The following is a 15789-nucleotide window of genomic DNA, read 5'->3' on the forward strand; positions in this document are numbered from 1 at the left end:
TGCGTGGCGCCCGGCGCCGACCATCAGAACTTGACGCTCTTGAAGATGCTCTGGGTCTCCCGATGGAGTTTCTTGGGAGAGTCCACCCACGTGCCTGCGATCACGGTGAAGCCCATGCCATTACGCTTCCATGCGTACGCCGTCGTGTCCAAGGAGGCGTCGCCCGTCGTGGCGAACTCGAAGCGAATCGCGTCCTGCTTGGCGAACGACATCTCCTTGGTGGTCACCTTGCCGTCGATGGCGGACTCGGCGTAGCTCTCGAGGAGCCCGTCTTTCCAACCGTCGAGCGTGTATCCGCTCCCCAGGACCGTGATGGAAACGCTCATGAAAGCGTTCGCGTCGGAGGAGAGTGCGTGGAGCACCACGCCGTCGCCTTCCTGGTCACTCGCGCGTTCCCATCCCTTGGGGAGATCAAGGCTCATGCCGAGCGACGCATTCTCGAAGGTGCCCCTCTTTTCGCTCCACTGGCTGGCCACCGCCTTCCCCAGTACCGACGCGAAAGCTTCGTTGTCGGCGATGAGCATGCCCAGGACGACCTCGATGTCGTCCGAAACATCCATCCCCACCACGCTGAGATCCCCGATCTTGGACCTCATGTAGACGCCCTGGGTCGTCATGCGATGGTGCATCGGCGTCGAGCCGTCGACCTCGAAGTCCAGCATGGTCGCCTCGTCCACCTGGGTCTCCTTCCCGGCCTTCAGCGTTCGGGTCTCCAGCGTCTTGGTCTTCTCCTCGAAGACGTGCGCTTCGAAGGGCACCTGCAGATCGAGTCCCTGGATGAAAAGCGCCACATCGGTCTTCACCGTGGGACGGACCTCGGCGGAAGCGTCACTCCACCCGCCGCGGCCCTGACGCCAGCGGAAGCCCTCTTCGCCCCACTCCAGCTCGAGCGGTTCCGTACTCGCACCGAACGGCTGGGCCAGCCGAACCTCGTGCACGAGCTGCAGATCGGCGTTGTAGAGCCCCCTGGATTCCACGGTGACGAAGCCGAGCGCGTCGAAGTCCAGCAACTCGGCCTTCTGGTGCACGAGGTAGTGCGTCGCGGCGTCGAGCTGAGCGCGCTGGACCGTCGTCTTGGTCCAGCCGATGTTACCTGCCTCGGGGACTTCGAGTCGAGCGAACTCGAGGGCGATCTGCTCGACATCCTTGAGCCCGCGCTCCTCGGCGAGCGGTTCGAGATCCGGAGGGAAGGCGGCGAGGGCGAGCAGGCAGAGCGAGGCGATCATGGTGTTCATCTACGGACGGCGTTGTCCGTGGCGGTGAAGCGGACAGCGGGCGGAGGCCAGAGGGTACCAGCGCTCCGCCAGCTGCGCCAACGGCGACACGAGGTCGCGGAAGTGACGGCCTTGGTTTCGCGAGGCCTACCACCTCAAGATGATCGGGGCTGGCTCAGAAGCCGTAGGAGAGAACCTCGATCTCGAGGCCGCCTCCATCCCTGAAGTAGAACCGCCGACCCGGCTCGTCGTCCTGATGGTGGTACGGCTCCAGACCTGCGGCGCGGACCCGGCGCTCCGTCGCCTCCAGGTCGTCGACCTCGATCCCGACATGGTTGAGCGCGAGTCGGCGGTCGTAGGTCTGCGCCTCCATCGAGATCGCGCCGTCGCGCGAGTAGAGAGCGAGGTACGTATCTTCGGCACCCACATGGATCGTGCGGCCACCGTGGATGCTGGCGCCCGTCCAGCGGATCCTCCAGTCGAAGATCTGGGCGAGGATTCGGGCGGTGCTGTCGGGATCGATCACGGTGACGTTGAGGTGTTCGAGGCGGGCGTTGGACATGGGGGGCTCCTTGGATAGGGAAATGGAATTCATGTGAGCCCACCCCTTGGGACTTGAACCTAGCTTGAACTCCAGATCGAATTTCGAGATTCTCTCCCCATGGCTACTTCCTCTACCTACGTCACCATCGGTGAGCTCGCAGAACGGACAGGCGTCGCGACCTCGGCCCTTCGCTTCTACGAGTCGAAGGGGCTCCTGGCGCCCTCCCGGACCGCCAGCGGCCAGCGCCGATTCCTGCGCTCCGATATCCGGCGCGTCTCCTTCATCTTGATCACGCAAGCGCTCGGCTACTCACTCACCCAGATCGCCGAGCAGCTCGAAGCGCTGCCCGAGTCCAAGTCGCCGACTCGCCGCGACTGGGAGCGCCTGGCCCGGATTTTCCAGACCGATCTCGATGACCGCATCCAGAAGCTCGAGTCTCTCCGCGATCGGCTCACGTCCTGCATCGGATGCGGATGCCTCTCCCTGAAGGTCTGCAATATCTACAACGGGGAGGATGTCGCCGCCGAGAAAGGGGCTGGCCCGCGCTATCTCCTCGGAGACTCCGCCACAGAATGCGATTCCGCGAGCACCGCCAGGGTCCGCGCTCGCGGCGTTGCGCCAAACCCCAATGGCATCCAGACCTCGCGATAGCGCCCGAGCACTAGCCTGCATTATTCACGAGTTTGCACCACCAGCACGCCCAAACCACGCCGTGGCGGCGTCAGACGGCAGCCTTTGGCTGCCGCCCGCTTCGCGGGCTCCCTCACAGAATGCTCGACGGGCCTACGGGCCCGCCTCCGCTTCGTTCGGTCGTCTTCCTTGCCACGCCGCGGTTTGAACGCACTGGTGGAGCAAACTCGTGAATAATGCAGGCTAGGAGTCTGCGCCACAGAATGCGATTCCGCGAGCACCGCCAGGATCCGCGCTCGCGGCGTTGCGCCAAACCCCAATGGCATCCAACCATGGGGGGTCCGGCGCGCCTTGCGAGCGCGAATCCTGACGGCACTCGCGAAACCGCATTCTGTGGCGCAGACTCCTAGGTCGGGCGTGATCGTGGTTGCGGAGGTCGGCCCCCAGGTTGGGCGAGTCGTCTCCATGTCTATCGGTTCATCAGGGTGCACGTTACGGTTTCTTGCATGCCGTCCGAATCTCCCGCCGAACATGACGCCATACCCGCTGTCGAATCTTCCCCACGGTCGTCCGCCATCGGGGCCCTTATCGGGCGCTATCGAATCCGTCGAGTCATCGGCGAGGGGGGGATGGGGACCGTGTACGAGGCGGAGCAGGATCAGCCGCGGCGCACGGTGGCGCTCAAGGTGATCCGGCTCGGGCTCCTGACTCCCGATCTGCTTCGGCGATTCGAGCTGGAATCCCAGCTGCTCGCTCGCCTGCAGCATCCCGGAATCGCGCAGGTCTACGACGCGGGGACGGCGGAGACGGCGCAGGGTAGGCAGCCTTACTTTGCCATGGAGCTCATCGAAGGAGACGACCTCGATGTGTACGTGAAGAAGCACGCGCTGGGGGTGGCGGCGATCCTGGAGCTGATGGCCCAGGTCTGTGACGCCGTACAGCACGCGCATCAGAAAGGTGTCGTTCACCGAGACCTGAAGCCCGCCAATATCCTGGTGAACCGCGAAGGGCAGCCGAAGGTCCTCGACTTCGGCGTGGCACGCGCGACGGACTCCGATCTCCAGGCGACGCTTCAGACGGAGATCGGCCAGATCGTCGGGACCTTGCCGTACATGAGCCCCGAGCAGCTCGGCGGCAGCTCGTCCGACGTCGACACGCGGAGCGACGTGTATTCGCTGGGCGTGATTCTCTACGAGTTGCTCGCGGGCCGTCTGCCCCACGAAATCGAGGGGAAGGACATTCTCGACGTGATGAGGTCGATCCGGGAGGAGGACTCGCGCCGGCTCAGCTCGATCAGTCGAGTCTTCCGCGGCGACATCGAGACCATCACGGCGAAGGCGCTCGAGAAGGACCGTGAGCTACGCTATCGCTCGCCCGACGATCTGGCGGCCGATCTCCGAAGGCACCTCGCGAGCGAGCCGATCGTCGCGCGTCCGGCGAGCGCTCGCTATCAGTTCGCGAAGTTTGCGCGGCGCAATCGCGTGCTCGTGGGCGGGATCGTCGCGGTTTTTCTGGCGCTGGCCGCGGGCCTCGTGGTCAGTTCGATGCAGGCCTCCCGCGCCAGGCGCGCCGAGGCACTCGCCGTGGAGCGCCTCGAACGTTCGGAGCTGGAGCGCGCGAAGGTGATCGCGGTCAAGGCGTTCCTCCAGGAGATGCTTCAGCTGGCGCGTCCGGACTCCGAGATCGGACGGGACGGCACGGTGCGCGAGGCGCTCGACGTGGCCATCCGTCAGGTCGAGGCCGGATCTCTGGCAGAGCAGCCGCTGGTAGAGATCGAGGTTCGCGGGACCATCGCCCTGTCGTACAAGGCACTCGGACGCTTCGAGGACGCAAAGAAGGTCATGGCTGTGGCCGTCGATCTGGCTCGGAAGCACCTCGGGCCAACGAAACCCGTGTTCGCCACGTTCCTGACGAACTACGGTCTGATCCTCGAGTCGACGGGTGAGCTGGAGGTAGCCGAAGCGATGGCCCGCGAGGCTTTGGAGGTCTGCCTCGCCACGGAGGGAGCCGAGTCATCGGACGCGCTTCGGATCAAAACCAATCTCGGCGGAATTCTGCGGACGAGGGGCGATCTCGACGGCGCGGAGGTTCTCCTCAGGGAGGTGATCGAGACGCAGCGACGCGTCTTCGGAGAGGGCCACCTGGAGCTGGCTGCCTCGAGTTCCCATCTCGGGCGGGTCTTGATGGCGCGCAACGAGCTGGATGAGGCCAGGTCTTTGATGGAGCAGGTGGTCTCCATCCGGCGCGCCCATGGAGGCGATCGAGATAGCGAAATGGTCCGGGCACTCAGCAACCTTGCGGTGACCCTTGGGCGCCAGGATCGATGGCGCGAGGCCGAGTCGATGCTCGTCGAAGCCCTCGAATTGGACCGTGAGATTCTGGGCGATGAGCATCCGGGGGTGGCGAACGACCTGGACAACCTGGCGACGACACGGGTGCAGCTGGGTGAGCTGGGCGAGGAAACGGAGGCGATGCTTCTGGAAGCTCTCCGTATCCGGCAAGCCAAGCTGGGTGGAGATCACCTGAAGGTGGCGGTGACTCTCGATCATCTCGGGAGCCTGCACAAGATGCGCGGAGATCTCGACCGCGCCGAGCCACTCTACGGCGAGGCTCTCGCGATTCGACGCGCGGCTGGCGGTGAAGGGAACCAGGTCTTGCGTGAGACGCTGACGAACCTCGCCGAGCTCTGGCTGGCGAGAGGCGGAAAGGAGAACGCGGCGAGCGCGGAGCGTCTCTTCCGCGAGCATCTGGAGATCACGCGAGCCGTGATGGGGGATCGGAACCCCGAGATCGCCGTGAGCCTGCTCGGCTACGCGGAGTCGCTCCTGCGCCAGGGCAAGTTCGCGGAGGCCGAGCCGTTGGCCCGCGAGGCGCTTTCGATCCGCGAAGAGAAGCTCCCGGCCAGTAGCTGGAGGCGCTACTCCGCGCAGACGGCGCTGGGCGCGGCGCTCATCGGCAAGGGGGACTTCGCGGAGTCCGAGGCGCTTCTGCTCGGGGCACAGAAGGCGATGGAAGAGATCCCGGAGACCCCGCCTTTTCTCCTGAAGGAATGCGCGGCGCACCTCGCATCGCTCCACGAAGCCCGGGGAAAGGCCGAGCAGGCGGCTTCCAGGTAGCGCTGACGTCGATCGCGGATGCGGTGGGCGGAGCGGCCTTGGCGGCGCACGGTCAACGCAAGAAGGCGCGGCCCGCCGGAGCGGGCCGCGCCTTCTTGCGGTCGCGGCTGTTCGCAGGACGATCAGTCCTTGCGCAGGAAGTCGACGAGATCGCTCTCGAGCTCTTCCAGGCCATACTCCTGAACCGTCAGGCAGCGGTACACGATGCGCGATAGCGCCTCGGGCGTGTTCGGGTTCAGGTCCTTCGGCGGTGCGTAGCTCAGGAAGAAGCTGAGCGACAGGCGCTCGACCTCTCCGCCTTGCTCGCGGCCCGCGTACTGCCAGGGGACGTCGTCGAACGGCAGAACGCCGGTCAGGATCTCGTAGAGCATCACGCCGATGCCCATGACGTCCGCCTTGCTGTTCCGCAGGAGGAAGGGGTTGTAGTGGGGCGTCGTCGTGATGACGCCGCGCTCGTCGGCGCGCATGGCGGGGTCCACGAGGACCACGGAGCCGGACGGCTTCACGATGATGTTCTCGGGCTTGAGGTCGCCGTGGTAGTCGAGCCCGGTCGTCGACCGCAGCTTCTGCAGCGAGCGAACGATCGTCAGGAACCAGTTGAGCCGGATGCCCTCGAGGGCGCGGATCTTCTCGCGCAGCGTCTTGCCACGGACGTAGTCCATGACCATGACGGGGCGACCTTCGTGACGGAAGCAGTCGCGAACGCGAACGACGTTCGGGTTCTTGATCGGCTTCAGGACCTCGGCTTCGCTCCGCACGAGATCGTCGATCTCGTGCACGTCGAGGAAGTCGATGCGGACACCATCTTGGCGAAAGAAGATCGCCTCGGCCGGCGTTTCGTCGGGGCTGATCCCCTCGGGCTGGCGCTTGTTGGTGATCTCGAGGAAGCGAGTCACATAGCGGCCACCGCCTGCGACGTCGCCGATCTTGAGCGCGACCTTCTGGCCGCTCTCATCCTCTGCTAAGTAGACGAGCGAAAAACCGCCGCGCGCGATGAAGTCGATCACGCGGTAGGCGCCGATTCGTTCGCCGGCTTCGAGCTTGATCATCTGGGGGCCTCGGACGAGGTTAGGGAGCAGTGCTGGGGGTGGACGGACGAGGTGCGTAGCTGGGGCTGCCGTGGCCGCGTGGGCTCAGCGGGAAGCCGTCGTTGCCAGGGAGTGCTCCGATGGGGGATCCAGCGGGTGTTCCAGTGGCTGCGCTCCCCCTTCATCGAGCGAAAGCCGTTCCGGATTGAGGGAAACCTGTGCAGGTGTCCATCCTTCTCCGAGCCACCGCAGTCTTCGGGCAGCGCTTCCGATGAAAGAGCCTTGAATTCAGGACTGGCGAGTGATCTCAAAGGGCCCTCGCGGCGGCTGTGGCAGCCTCGACTTCGGCCGCGGAGAGCTCCAGGAGCTGACAATCCACACCTGTTTCCAGGATCTGTCGAACGCCCTGGGCGATGCTGCCCGTGCCGAGCCAGCGGTCCTCCTCGTGGGGAATCCGCTTCCAGGCCCGCCCGCGCTCATCGATCATCCCGAGGTCCTGATCCCAGAGGTTCCGGACCACGTAGAGGAACCGCCCTCTGTCGCCGGCTTCGCTGTATCGGACGACAGACCCCACGGTCTCTCCCTGCTCCAGGACGAGCCAGGCCCTCGAGACCGGGATGGCGGTCAGAATGGCGCCGTCGGCCCCTGCAGGCTGGCTGGTGGTCGTCGTGACGCAGCCCGTCAGACCTGGCGCCACGAGGGCGAGACCCAGCGCCCAGTGGGCGAGTGCGGGCGCGAGGCGCAGATGGGGGGGGGACGTGGGTCTCATGGCTCGAACCCGGAACAATTTTCGCCGTTGCGAGGTGCAACGGCGACTGGATGCCCGGGTCAGAAGCCATCGGCGGTACCATCCCGCGGATGAACGCCGAAGGACTGGAAAAGACGCGCCGGGCAGGAAAGATCGCCGCCCAGTGCCGTGAGTGGGCCCGAGGGGCCATCAAGCCCGGAGTCCGCCTCCGCGATATCCTCGAGACCATCGAGGACACGATCCGAAAAGAGGGTGCCGCCCCGGCGTTCCCCGCCCAGACGTCCCGGAACGAATGCGCGGCCCACTACTGCTCCAGCCCGGACGACGAGACCGTCTACCAGGAAGGGGACGTCGTGAAGGTGGACATGGGAGTTCACATCGACGGCTGGATCGCTGACACCGCCTGCACCGTCGATCTGTCTGGCAAGCCGGAGAATCAGGCGCTGATCCAGGCGTCGGCCGACGCCCTCAGCGCGGCGATCGGGCTGGTCGAGCCGGGCCGCCCGGTCTCGGAGATCGGTGCCGCGGTCGAGCGAACGATCACCAAAGCCGGCTTCGAGCCAGTGCGCAACCTGACGGGCCACGGCCTCGATCAGTGGAAGGTTCACTGCGCGCCTCAAATTCCGAACTATGGGGAACGGGGCGGCGGAAAGCTCGCCGAAGGAATGGTGATCGCGATCGAGCCGTTCTCTTGCACCGGGCGCGGCTTCATCCATGAGGCCGGACGCGCGGAGGTGTTCATGCTCGTGCGGCCGCCCCGCAAGGCCAAGGGGATCGACAAGGACGTACTGCGCGCCATGCAGGAGTGGCGGGGGCTCCCGATCGCTCGCCGCTACTTCAGTGACCTTCCGACCGACGCCGTCGAAGACACGATCTCCAAGCTGGCGCGTCAGGGTGTCCTGGTGCGCTACCCACCTCTCGTCGAGAAAGAGGGGGTCCTCGTGGCTCAGACCGAGCACACTCTCTACCTCGGACCCGACGGCGTCGAGATCATCACAGCTTGATCAGGCGTCCAGAACGTCCTTTTCATCGAGAGCGGGTTAGCCTTCTGCCGTGAACTCCACCGCATTGAATACCGGAACGGACGCCCCGAATCTGGACGACGCCATTCGTGAGGGCCTCTCCAGGAAAGAGGCCCGGCGACTCGCACTTCGGACCGCCGAGGCGATCGCGGCGATGCACGCCCGCGGGGAGGTCCATGGGGACCTCACACCGCGCTCCATCCTGCTCGCCCGCGCAGGCGGGGTCTCGATCGTGGCCGCAGGAGCGCCCCAGCCAGCGCTCTATCGGATGCGCTATGTCTCTCCAGAGGCCGCGCGCCGCGAGGCGCCGGGGCCAGGCGCTGACGTCTTCGCCCTCTCGCTCATCATCCGCGAGCTGATCGAAGGGATTCCGGCGCGCCGCGGAACCGGCGATGAGCTGGCCATGGAGGCCATCGACGGCCGGGTCAGCGTCCCCCACGGTCTCGAAGGGGAACTCGTCAGTCTGGCGGCCCTCGCCGCGAGCCCTCACCCGGAGAACCGGCCGAAGGCCTCCGCCTTCGCCGCCGCGCTCAAGGGCCAATCCCAGTTCAAGGGGTTTTCCAGGCAGGACTGGCTCATCATCGGTGCGGCCGTCGCGGCCATCGTGATGCTGGCGATCATGTTGAGGGAATCGACCCGCGAACGGGCTCGATCCACACAGCAATTCGAGGACGCGCGCGCGGCGTTCGAGGGGTTCCTGGGTGGGATCTATCCCGAGCTGGACCGCGTCGAAGTGATCGCGCCGCTGGCGGAAGCTGGCAAGCGTGCGCTCGCTTCGATGGAGACGATGCTGGAGGAAGAACGCGGTCCGCGTGACCGGCTGCTTCTGGCACGGACGCTCCTCTGGAACGGCGAGGCCGAGCGGGTCCAGGGAAACGACGCCGAGGCGAAAGCTCTGTTCGAGCGCGCCGTCGAGCGCGCTGAGGCACTCGACGATCCGAACGAGGCTGCCGTCATTCTTCTCGCCGCCGAGACGGCGCTGGGCGACCTGGCGGTTGGCCGACGGGAGTTCGTGCCCGCTGCGAGGCACTACAGCAGCGCGATCGCCGTCGGGCAGACACAGCTGAAGGAGCGTCCGGGCTCGAAGGAGACGCGAATCGCGTTCGCGCGCGCTCTCATGGGGTACGGAGAGCTTCGGATGTCGAGTGGACCTTCGAGCGCCGAGCAGGCCAGAGGCTATTTCGCGCGTGCGCGCGGCGTCCTGGCGGACGAGTCGTTGAACGGGGAAGTCGTCGATCGCGACGCGCTCGAGATTCAGGTTCGCCTCAACAGGCTCGAGGCGAACATCGCGGTGCTGGAAGGAAATCCAGTGCTGGCGATCCAAAAGCTTCGTCAGCACGTGGCAGGCGCCGAGCAGCTCGTCGAGATGGATCCCGGACGCCCGCACCTTCGTCAGGCGCTCGCCCAGGGCGCGAGCGTCCTCGGAAACCTGGAGCGGACGACCGGGCGATTGACCGACGCGGCCGAGTCCCAGCGCAAGGCCGTGGAAGGCTGGCGATTGCTGCGTGCGATGGAGCCGTCCGAGATCCGCTGGCGCCGGCAATGGGCGCGATCGACCCGCGACCTCGCGAGCCTGCTCGCGGACATCGGTGAATGGCAAGAGGCTGCGCTCCTTCACGACACATCGCTCGCGGACATGTCCATGTTGCTCGATACGGGTCAGCTGCCGGCCACGGCGGATCTGGAGCTCGGCGAGCAGCTGCTCGATTCCGCGGAAGGGCTTCACGCGGCGGGGGATCTGCAGGCGGCGCGCCAGCGAATTCAGGAGGCCAGGGGTCGCATCGGGCCCGTGGTGTCGTCCGTGCGTTCAGAGAACTTGTGGCGACGCCTGAAGGCGCGCGCGGATGTGATCGGCGCTGAACTGGCGCTCTCGGAGGGCAACTTCCAGGCGGCGGAGACGCTGGCCCTGAAGTTCCTCAAGGAGGTCGAGGCGCTCAGCGCCGAGGGCAGAGAGCGTTCCGTGCGACTGGAGCGGGCTCGCGCTCTTCTTGTGACGTCCGCGGTACGCGCCATGAAAGGGGAGGCGGAGATCGCGAAGAGCGCGCGGGAGCGGGCGCTCGGAATCGCGGACGAGCTGATTCGCGAGGACCCTGGCTTCGTGCCGGCCTATGTGCTCCAGGCCCGAACTCTCTTCTTCCTCGGCGAGGATGCCATGGCCGCCGAGGTGCTGGCCAAGCTGGAAGACATGGGCTATCGGGGCCTCGATCTCGGTTCCGTACGAGCCGCGACCGCCGCTCTGAGGGATTAGCGTCAGTACCAGCATTGGGACCAGCGTCCGTGCCAGCGTCAGTACCAGCGCCAGGGTCGGGACTTCCGTCGGAACCTACGCGGGCTCCTCTGCGTCGATAGCAGCATGCTCCTCCCCCTCCTGCTCCTGATGGCGATCCAGACGCCGGACGCCTCCGTTCCCGCGATCTTCGGCGACCCGGGGCGTCCATCGCCCGATGGGCCTCTGCCCGAGAAACACGCGCACGAGGCCGTTCATCTCGTCTCCATCACGGGGGCGCCGCTCGAGCTGCTGAAGCTTGCGCGTCTCGATCTGGATACGCTCGCGCTGAAGCTCGACGAGGGTGAGGTCAAGGTCCTCGCGCGGGACCACGAGATCGAGGCAGTTCGTGACCTGGGACTCACGGCGACGGTCGAGATCGAGGACCTGAGCGCTTTCTACGCCAGGCGGCTGACCGCGGACGAATCGGGCGCAGGTGCGGCGCGAAGCCGGGCGGCCGGCGGCCCCTACGGTCAATGGTTGAGCCCAGAGTTCGGCCAGGGCAGCATGGGCGGCTACTACACCTACGCGGAGATCGTTTCGGTGCTCGACCAGATGGCCGCTGCGTACCCCGCGCTGGTGGCGCCTAAGGTCTCGATCGGCACGTCGCTCGAGGGGCGTCCGCTCTGGATGGTGAAGCTCTCGGACAACCCGACCGTGGACGAGTCGGAGCCCGAGATGCGCCTCGATGCGCTGCACCACTCACGTGAACCCCAGGGCATGCAGGCGACGCTCTACTTCCTCAGCTACCTGCTCGAGGGATACGGAACGGATCCTGTGGCCACCTACCTCCTGAACGAGCGGGAGATCTACGTCGTCCCCTGCGTCAACCCGGATGGCTACGAGTACAACCGCAGTCAGGCACCCGGCGGCGGGGGGCTCTGGCGTAAGAACCGACGCGACAACGGTGGGTCCTTCGGGGTCGACCTGAACCGCAACTACTCGTTCCAGTGGGGCGGCGCGGGCTCGAGCGGAACCGCGAGTTCGGAGACGTACCGCGGACCTTCACCCGGATCCGAGCCCGAGACCCAGGCGATGATGCAGTTCATCTCCTCGCGCAGCTTCGCGACGGCGCTCAGCGTCCACACGTACTCGAACGTCTGGCTTTCGTCCTGGGGCTACGTCGCTCAGTACCCGCCCGACTGGCCAGAGATGCAGGAGATCGGCGACCTCGCGTCGGCGGACAACGGCTACACACACGGGCCCGTCTCCATCGTTCTTTACCTCGCCGATGGCGGGACGGTCGACTACGACTACGGAGTGAACGGCACCTACTCGTGGACACCGGAGATCGGCAGCAGCGCGGATGGTTTTTGGCCCGCCCGGAATCGAATCCTGCCGCTGGCCGAGGAGAACCTGACCGGTTTCGCGAGCACGGCGCTTGCGGCGGGGACGTGGCTCCGGCCGCTGGGACTCGTCGCGATCGACGAGGGCGACATGGACGGAACGTTCGAGCCGGGCGAGGACGTCGTGATCGATGCGTTCGTCAGGAACTCGGGGCGCGCGGACTCGGGTCCCGCCCAGGTCACCATGGTGGTGAACAGTCCCTTCGCCACCGTGACCGATGGCAACTCGATCGTGAGCGCGGCGTCCTTCAGCACCGGACAGAACACGGCTCCGCTGCGACTGGTGATCGATCCCGCGGCGCCGATGGGCGCGGTTCTGCCCATCGTGGTCACCGTGACGGAAGGGGGTCGGAGCTTCGAACTCAGCGCCGAGATCGCGCTGGGTGTCCGGACCCTGGCGGCCTTCGACTTCGAGTCCGGGGGCGCCCAGGGCTGGGCCGTCGGTGCACCGAACGATGCGACGACCGGCGAGTGGATAATGGACGATCCGAACGGCACCGCCGCCCAGCCCGAGAACGACCACACGCCCGATCCCGGGAGCCGATGCTGGTTCACGGGACAGGCCACGGTGGGGGCCTCCTCCGGCGTCAACGACGTGGACGGGGGCAGCACGACGCTCGTCTCTCCAACCTTCGATCTCTCGGGCACGCAGTCCGCGAGCCTGCGCTACGCGCGCTGGTACTCCAACAGCACCGGCTCCGCGCCCGGCGCCGACGTCTTCCAGGTGGATCTCTCCGACGACGGCGGCGCGTCATGGGTCGCGGCGGACGTCGTCGGCCCCGCGGGCGCGGGAACGAGCGGCGGCTGGATCGAGGCCGAAGTCGACATCGCGCAGTACGTGTCACTCACCTCGAACGTCCGTGCGCGCTTCATCGCATCGGACCTGGGAGCGGGTTCGATCGTGGAAGCCGCCATCGACGACGTCGAGATCGTGGTGGTCGACATGCCGACGTGCCCGCAGCCTGTGAACTACTGCCCGCTCACTCCGAACCAGTGGGCCACAGGCGCCACGATCGCGGCGACCGGCTCCACGGACGTCACGCAGAATGCGCTCACGCTGACGGTCTCGAACGCGAATCCGAGCGGCTTCGGCCTCTTTTTCTACGGCCAAGGCCGCGCCATGAACCCCGTGGGGAACGGCAACATCTGCATCGCGGGCGCCTTCGCGCGCCTGCCTGCGGTGATGACGGACGGGACGGGCTTCGGCTCCTACACGCTCGACTTCACGTCGCTGCCGGTCCCGATCCTGAACGGAGAGACGTGGAACTTCCAGTACTGGCTGCGCGACGTGGGGGGCGCGGGGTTCAACTTCTCGAACGGCCTGGAGATCGAGTTCTGCCAGCCGTAGCGGGCGCTGACCGCTCGACGGCGCCTGGCCCGAAAGAAAGGAGAGGTCAGGCGCCCAGGCGATCCCAGGCTGCGACCGCGTGGTAGCCCAGCAGCGCGGCGTACATCAGGGCAAGACCGAGCAGGGCCGGGCGCGTTCCGCGGAAGCGCGCGTGCAGCAGCAGGAACCCCGTGGGGACGGCGGTGAGCGCCAGCTTGGCGCCGATGAACGCGGCGGTCCCGCCGTGCGTGAGGAACCAGTCCATGATCGGGTTGGCCTCGGTGCCGCCTTGCTCCAGGTGGAGGAGCGTCAGGCCGAGGTCCGCGATCGACGCGACGATCAGCCAGAGCACGACGGCCGTCTCCATGCGCGTGTAGCGATCCACGTAGACGTGCTGAGCGTCTGCTGCGCGCCGGCCTGCCTCGCGCCGTCGGCCGCGGAGCCAGTAGCGTGAGAGCATCGGCGTCGGCCGTGAGCGGCGGTCCGTGAAGACGCGTCCGGCGGCGCCAAGTGCGTCTTCGGCAGCGTTCTGGAAACGGGCGGAGGAGTCAGCGATACCTGGCATGGTGCGGGGCCCATCGTACCGGCTCGGTTCTGATCCGTGGAGGGCGCACCCCCTCAGGGGATCGACTTTTCCAGCATCGCGACTTCGTTTTCGTCGCCGTAGGGGCAGCGCCGGGTCGTCTCCGTGAAGCCGAACCGCTCATGGAAGCGGAGCGAGGGTTCGTTCGGCGGGATCGTATTGACCTCTGCGCAAAGGACGCTCCGGCCAGCCTCGCTCGCCCGGCGAACCGCTTCGCGGTAAAGGGTCTGTCCGAGCCCCTGGCCACGTGCGCCCGGCCCCAGCGCGATGCGATCGACGTAGTAGAAGCGCTCGTGCCGATCCTGGAACCAACCGTAGTTCGTGCTCGCGTAGTCGGTGCCTTCGACCAGCAGGATCGCGAACCCTACGATCTCGCCCCCGAGTTCGACCACCGGCACCCAGTCCGCCTGGCCGATGAGCTTCTCCAGCCTGGGAAGATCGAGCGTGCCGACCTCCGGCACGTTCGACTGGTTGAGGGCCAGCACGGCCGCGGCGTCTTTCGGGGTGTAATCGCGGATGGAGGGGCCGGTTGCGTCCGTCATGGTGCGGCCGATCATACCGCCGCGGCGCTCGCTCGCGCCCTGAAGGCTTCCGTTGCGGCGTGGACGGCGATGAACTCCAATAGGCGCAGCCATGGCTTCGAACGCTTCCCTCGTCCTCTTCCGAATCCTCTTCGGGGCGCTCATGCTGGCCGAGTCGTGGGGGGCGATCGCCACGGGCTGGGTGCATTCGGCGTTCGTCGAGCCGCGGTTCACGTTTCCCGTCGGTGATCTTGTCGCCTTGCGCGTGCTCTCGGGAGAGTGGATGGTCGGCTACTTCGTCGTCATGGGGCTCGCCGCGCTGGGAGTGATGCTGGGGTGGCGCTACCGCTGGACCAGCGTGGCTCTGGCGACGCTCTGGACCGGGGCCTACCTGGGGCAGACGACGCACTACAACAACCACTACTACCTCGCGGTGCTCTTTGCCTGGGGCATGACGCTGGTGCCGGCGGCGGACCGTGCGTCCCTCGACGTGCGAGCGGGCAGGCGGACCGTGCGCTTCCACGCGGACCCGTGGATCGGCCGGGCGTTTCGGCTCCAGGTCCTCATCGTCTTCACCTACGCCGCGATCGCGAAGCTCTATCCCGGCTGGTTGAACGGCGACTACCTGAGGGTGAACCTCGGTTCGAAGGGCGACCGCTGGCCGCTCGGTGCGCTGATCGTCAAGCCGTGGTTCCAGGGCTTCACCGTCTGGGCCGCGCTGATCTTCGACGCTCTGGTGATCCCGGCGCTCTGGTGGCACCGAACGCGGGCGCTCGGCTTCTTTGGCCTCGTCGCGTTCAACCTCTTCAACAGCGCGGTCTTCCACATCGGCATCTTCCCGTACATGGTGCTGGCGCTCACCGTGTTCTTCTTTTCCGACGAGAGCGTCGAGCGCTTCTTCGCCTGGGTGCCGGGCATGTCGCGGTCTCGCGGCGGGGTGCCGCCGCCGGAAGCGCCGCCCGCTGGTCAGCCTGCGAAGCCATGGGCGCTCACGGCGCTGGGGCTCTACTTCGTCACGCAGATCGCGCTGCCGCTGCGGCATCACCTGATCCCCGGGGATGTCACGTGGACGGAGGAAGGCCATCGCATGAGCTGGCGGATGATGCTGCGCACCAAGTCCGGTCAGCTCTCCCTCGTCGCCATCGATCCGGTCACAGGAGAGTCTCGTCCCATCGATCAGGGCCAGTACCTCACCGACCGTCAGCGTCAACGCGTGGCGACGAATCCGGAGGTCCTCTACCGATTCGTGCAGGACGTCAAGGCCGACCACGAAGCGCGCGGCCTGCCCCGTCCGAAGCTCTACGCGCGCTACAGCGCCTGTTCTCTCAACGGCGGCCCCGGGTGGCCGCTCTACGACCCGAAGGTCGACCTCGCGACGGTGACGCGGGATCCCTTCGGGCACGACGACTGGATCCTGGAGCCGCCTTCCGATGGCCGATGACCG

General features: G+C 66.5%; 12 protein-coding genes. 6 read left to right on the forward strand and 6 right to left on the reverse strand.

What is annotated here, in order from left to right; all coding sequences use genetic code 11:
• Positions 1-23: 23 nt before the first annotated feature.
• Both Poly30_RS03760 and Poly30_RS03765 read right to left on the reverse strand, forming a co-directional pair.
• A complete protein-coding gene (locus Poly30_RS03760) occupies positions 24-1226 on the reverse strand; it encodes a hypothetical protein (protein ID WP_145194686.1) in 1203 nt (400 codons plus the stop codon).
• Positions 1227-1389: 163 nt separating this feature from the next.
• Positions 1390-1776, reverse strand: coding sequence for a VOC family protein (locus Poly30_RS03765; protein ID WP_145194687.1), 387 nt, complete (start codon positions 1774-1776; stop codon positions 1390-1392).
• Positions 1777-1875: 99 nt separating this feature from the next.
• Here Poly30_RS03765 and soxR point away from each other — a divergent pair, with 99 nt between their 5' ends.
• Positions 1876-2409: a redox-sensitive transcriptional activator SoxR gene (soxR, locus tag Poly30_RS03770; RefSeq protein WP_145194688.1), complete on the forward strand. Its 534-nt coding sequence runs from the start codon at positions 1876-1878 to the stop codon at positions 2407-2409.
• Positions 2410-2894: 485 nt separating this feature from the next.
• On the forward strand, positions 2895-5504 hold the full coding sequence (locus Poly30_RS03775; RefSeq protein ID WP_145194689.1) for a tetratricopeptide repeat protein: 2610 nt from the start codon (positions 2895-2897) through the stop codon (positions 5502-5504).
• A gap of 122 nt (positions 5505-5626) precedes the next feature.
• On the opposite strand, the gene Poly30_RS03780 is transcribed toward Poly30_RS03775, so the two are convergent.
• Positions 5627-6553: a serine/threonine protein kinase gene (locus tag Poly30_RS03780; protein WP_145194690.1), complete on the reverse strand. Its 927-nt coding sequence runs from the start codon at positions 6551-6553 to the stop codon at positions 5627-5629.
• A 286-nt stretch (positions 6554-6839) separates the two neighbouring features.
• A complete protein-coding gene (locus Poly30_RS03785; protein WP_145194691.1) occupies positions 6840-7301 on the reverse strand; it encodes a hypothetical protein in 462 nt (153 codons plus the stop codon).
• Between the two features lie 89 nt (positions 7302-7390).
• On the opposite strand from Poly30_RS03785, the gene map reads away from it, so the two are divergent.
• The 3 genes from map to Poly30_RS03800 all read left to right on the forward strand — a co-directional run bounded on the left by map (position 7391) and on the right by Poly30_RS03800 (position 13262).
• A complete protein-coding gene (map, locus tag Poly30_RS03790; protein ID WP_419190918.1) occupies positions 7391-8284 on the forward strand; it encodes a type II methionyl aminopeptidase in 894 nt (297 codons plus the stop codon).
• A gap of 49 nt (positions 8285-8333) precedes the next feature.
• Positions 8334-10550, forward strand: coding sequence for a protein kinase family protein (locus Poly30_RS03795; protein ID WP_145194693.1), 2217 nt, complete (start codon positions 8334-8336; stop codon positions 10548-10550).
• A 105-nt stretch (positions 10551-10655) separates the two neighbouring features.
• Positions 10656-13262 (forward strand): M14 family metallopeptidase, encoded by a 2607-nt coding sequence (locus tag Poly30_RS03800; protein ID WP_145194694.1) that lies wholly within the window; start codon positions 10656-10658, stop codon positions 13260-13262.
• Between the two features lie 46 nt (positions 13263-13308).
• Here Poly30_RS03800 and Poly30_RS03805 read toward each other — a convergent pair whose 3' ends face one another.
• Both Poly30_RS03805 and Poly30_RS03810 read right to left on the reverse strand, forming a co-directional pair.
• Positions 13309-13806 carry a DUF5658 family protein gene (locus Poly30_RS03805; RefSeq protein ID WP_145194695.1) on the reverse strand — a complete coding sequence of 166 codons (498 nt, stop codon included), beginning with the start codon at positions 13804-13806 and terminating at the stop codon, positions 13309-13311.
• A 53-nt stretch (positions 13807-13859) separates the two neighbouring features.
• Positions 13860-14366: a GNAT family N-acetyltransferase gene (locus tag Poly30_RS03810; protein WP_419190919.1), complete on the reverse strand. Its 507-nt coding sequence runs from the start codon at positions 14364-14366 to the stop codon at positions 13860-13862.
• Between the two features lie 91 nt (positions 14367-14457).
• On the opposite strand from Poly30_RS03810, the gene Poly30_RS03815 reads away from it, so the two are divergent.
• A complete protein-coding gene (locus Poly30_RS03815) occupies positions 14458-15786 on the forward strand; it encodes an HTTM domain-containing protein (RefSeq protein WP_145194697.1) in 1329 nt (442 codons plus the stop codon).
• Positions 15787-15789: the final 3 nt, after the last annotated feature.

The organism is Saltatorellus ferox (assembly GCA_007751475.1).
In the GTDB taxonomy this organism is placed as follows: Bacteria; Planctomycetota; UBA1135; order UBA1135.

Coding starts and splice junctions, on each gene's coding strand:
- Poly30_RS03760 (WP_145194686.1), bottom strand. CDS start 1,226: ATGATCGCCTCGCTCTGCCTGCTCGCCCTCGCCGCCTTCCCTCCGGAT.
- Poly30_RS03765 (WP_145194687.1), bottom strand. CDS start 1,776: ATGTCCAACGCCCGCCTCGAACACCTCAACGTCACCGTGATCGATCCC.
- soxR (WP_145194688.1), top strand. CDS start 1,876: ATGGCTACTTCCTCTACCTACGTCACCATCGGTGAGCTCGCAGAACGG.
- Poly30_RS03775 (WP_145194689.1), top strand. CDS start 2,895: ATGCCGTCCGAATCTCCCGCCGAACATGACGCCATACCCGCTGTCGAA.
- Poly30_RS03780 (WP_145194690.1), bottom strand. CDS start 6,553: ATGATCAAGCTCGAAGCCGGCGAACGAATCGGCGCCTACCGCGTGATC.
- Poly30_RS03785 (WP_145194691.1), bottom strand. CDS start 7,301: ATGAGACCCACGTCCCCCCCCCATCTGCGCCTCGCGCCCGCACTCGCC.
- map (WP_419190918.1), top strand. CDS start 7,391: ATGAACGCCGAAGGACTGGAAAAGACGCGCCGGGCAGGAAAGATCGCC.
- Poly30_RS03800 (WP_145194694.1), top strand. CDS start 10,656: ATGCTCCTCCCCCTCCTGCTCCTGATGGCGATCCAGACGCCGGACGCC.
- Poly30_RS03805 (WP_145194695.1), bottom strand. CDS start 13,806: ATGCCAGGTATCGCTGACTCCTCCGCCCGTTTCCAGAACGCTGCCGAA.
- Poly30_RS03810 (WP_419190919.1), bottom strand. CDS start 14,366: ATGACGGACGCAACCGGCCCCTCCATCCGCGATTACACCCCGAAAGAC.
- Poly30_RS03815 (WP_145194697.1), top strand. CDS start 14,458: ATGGCTTCGAACGCTTCCCTCGTCCTCTTCCGAATCCTCTTCGGGGCG.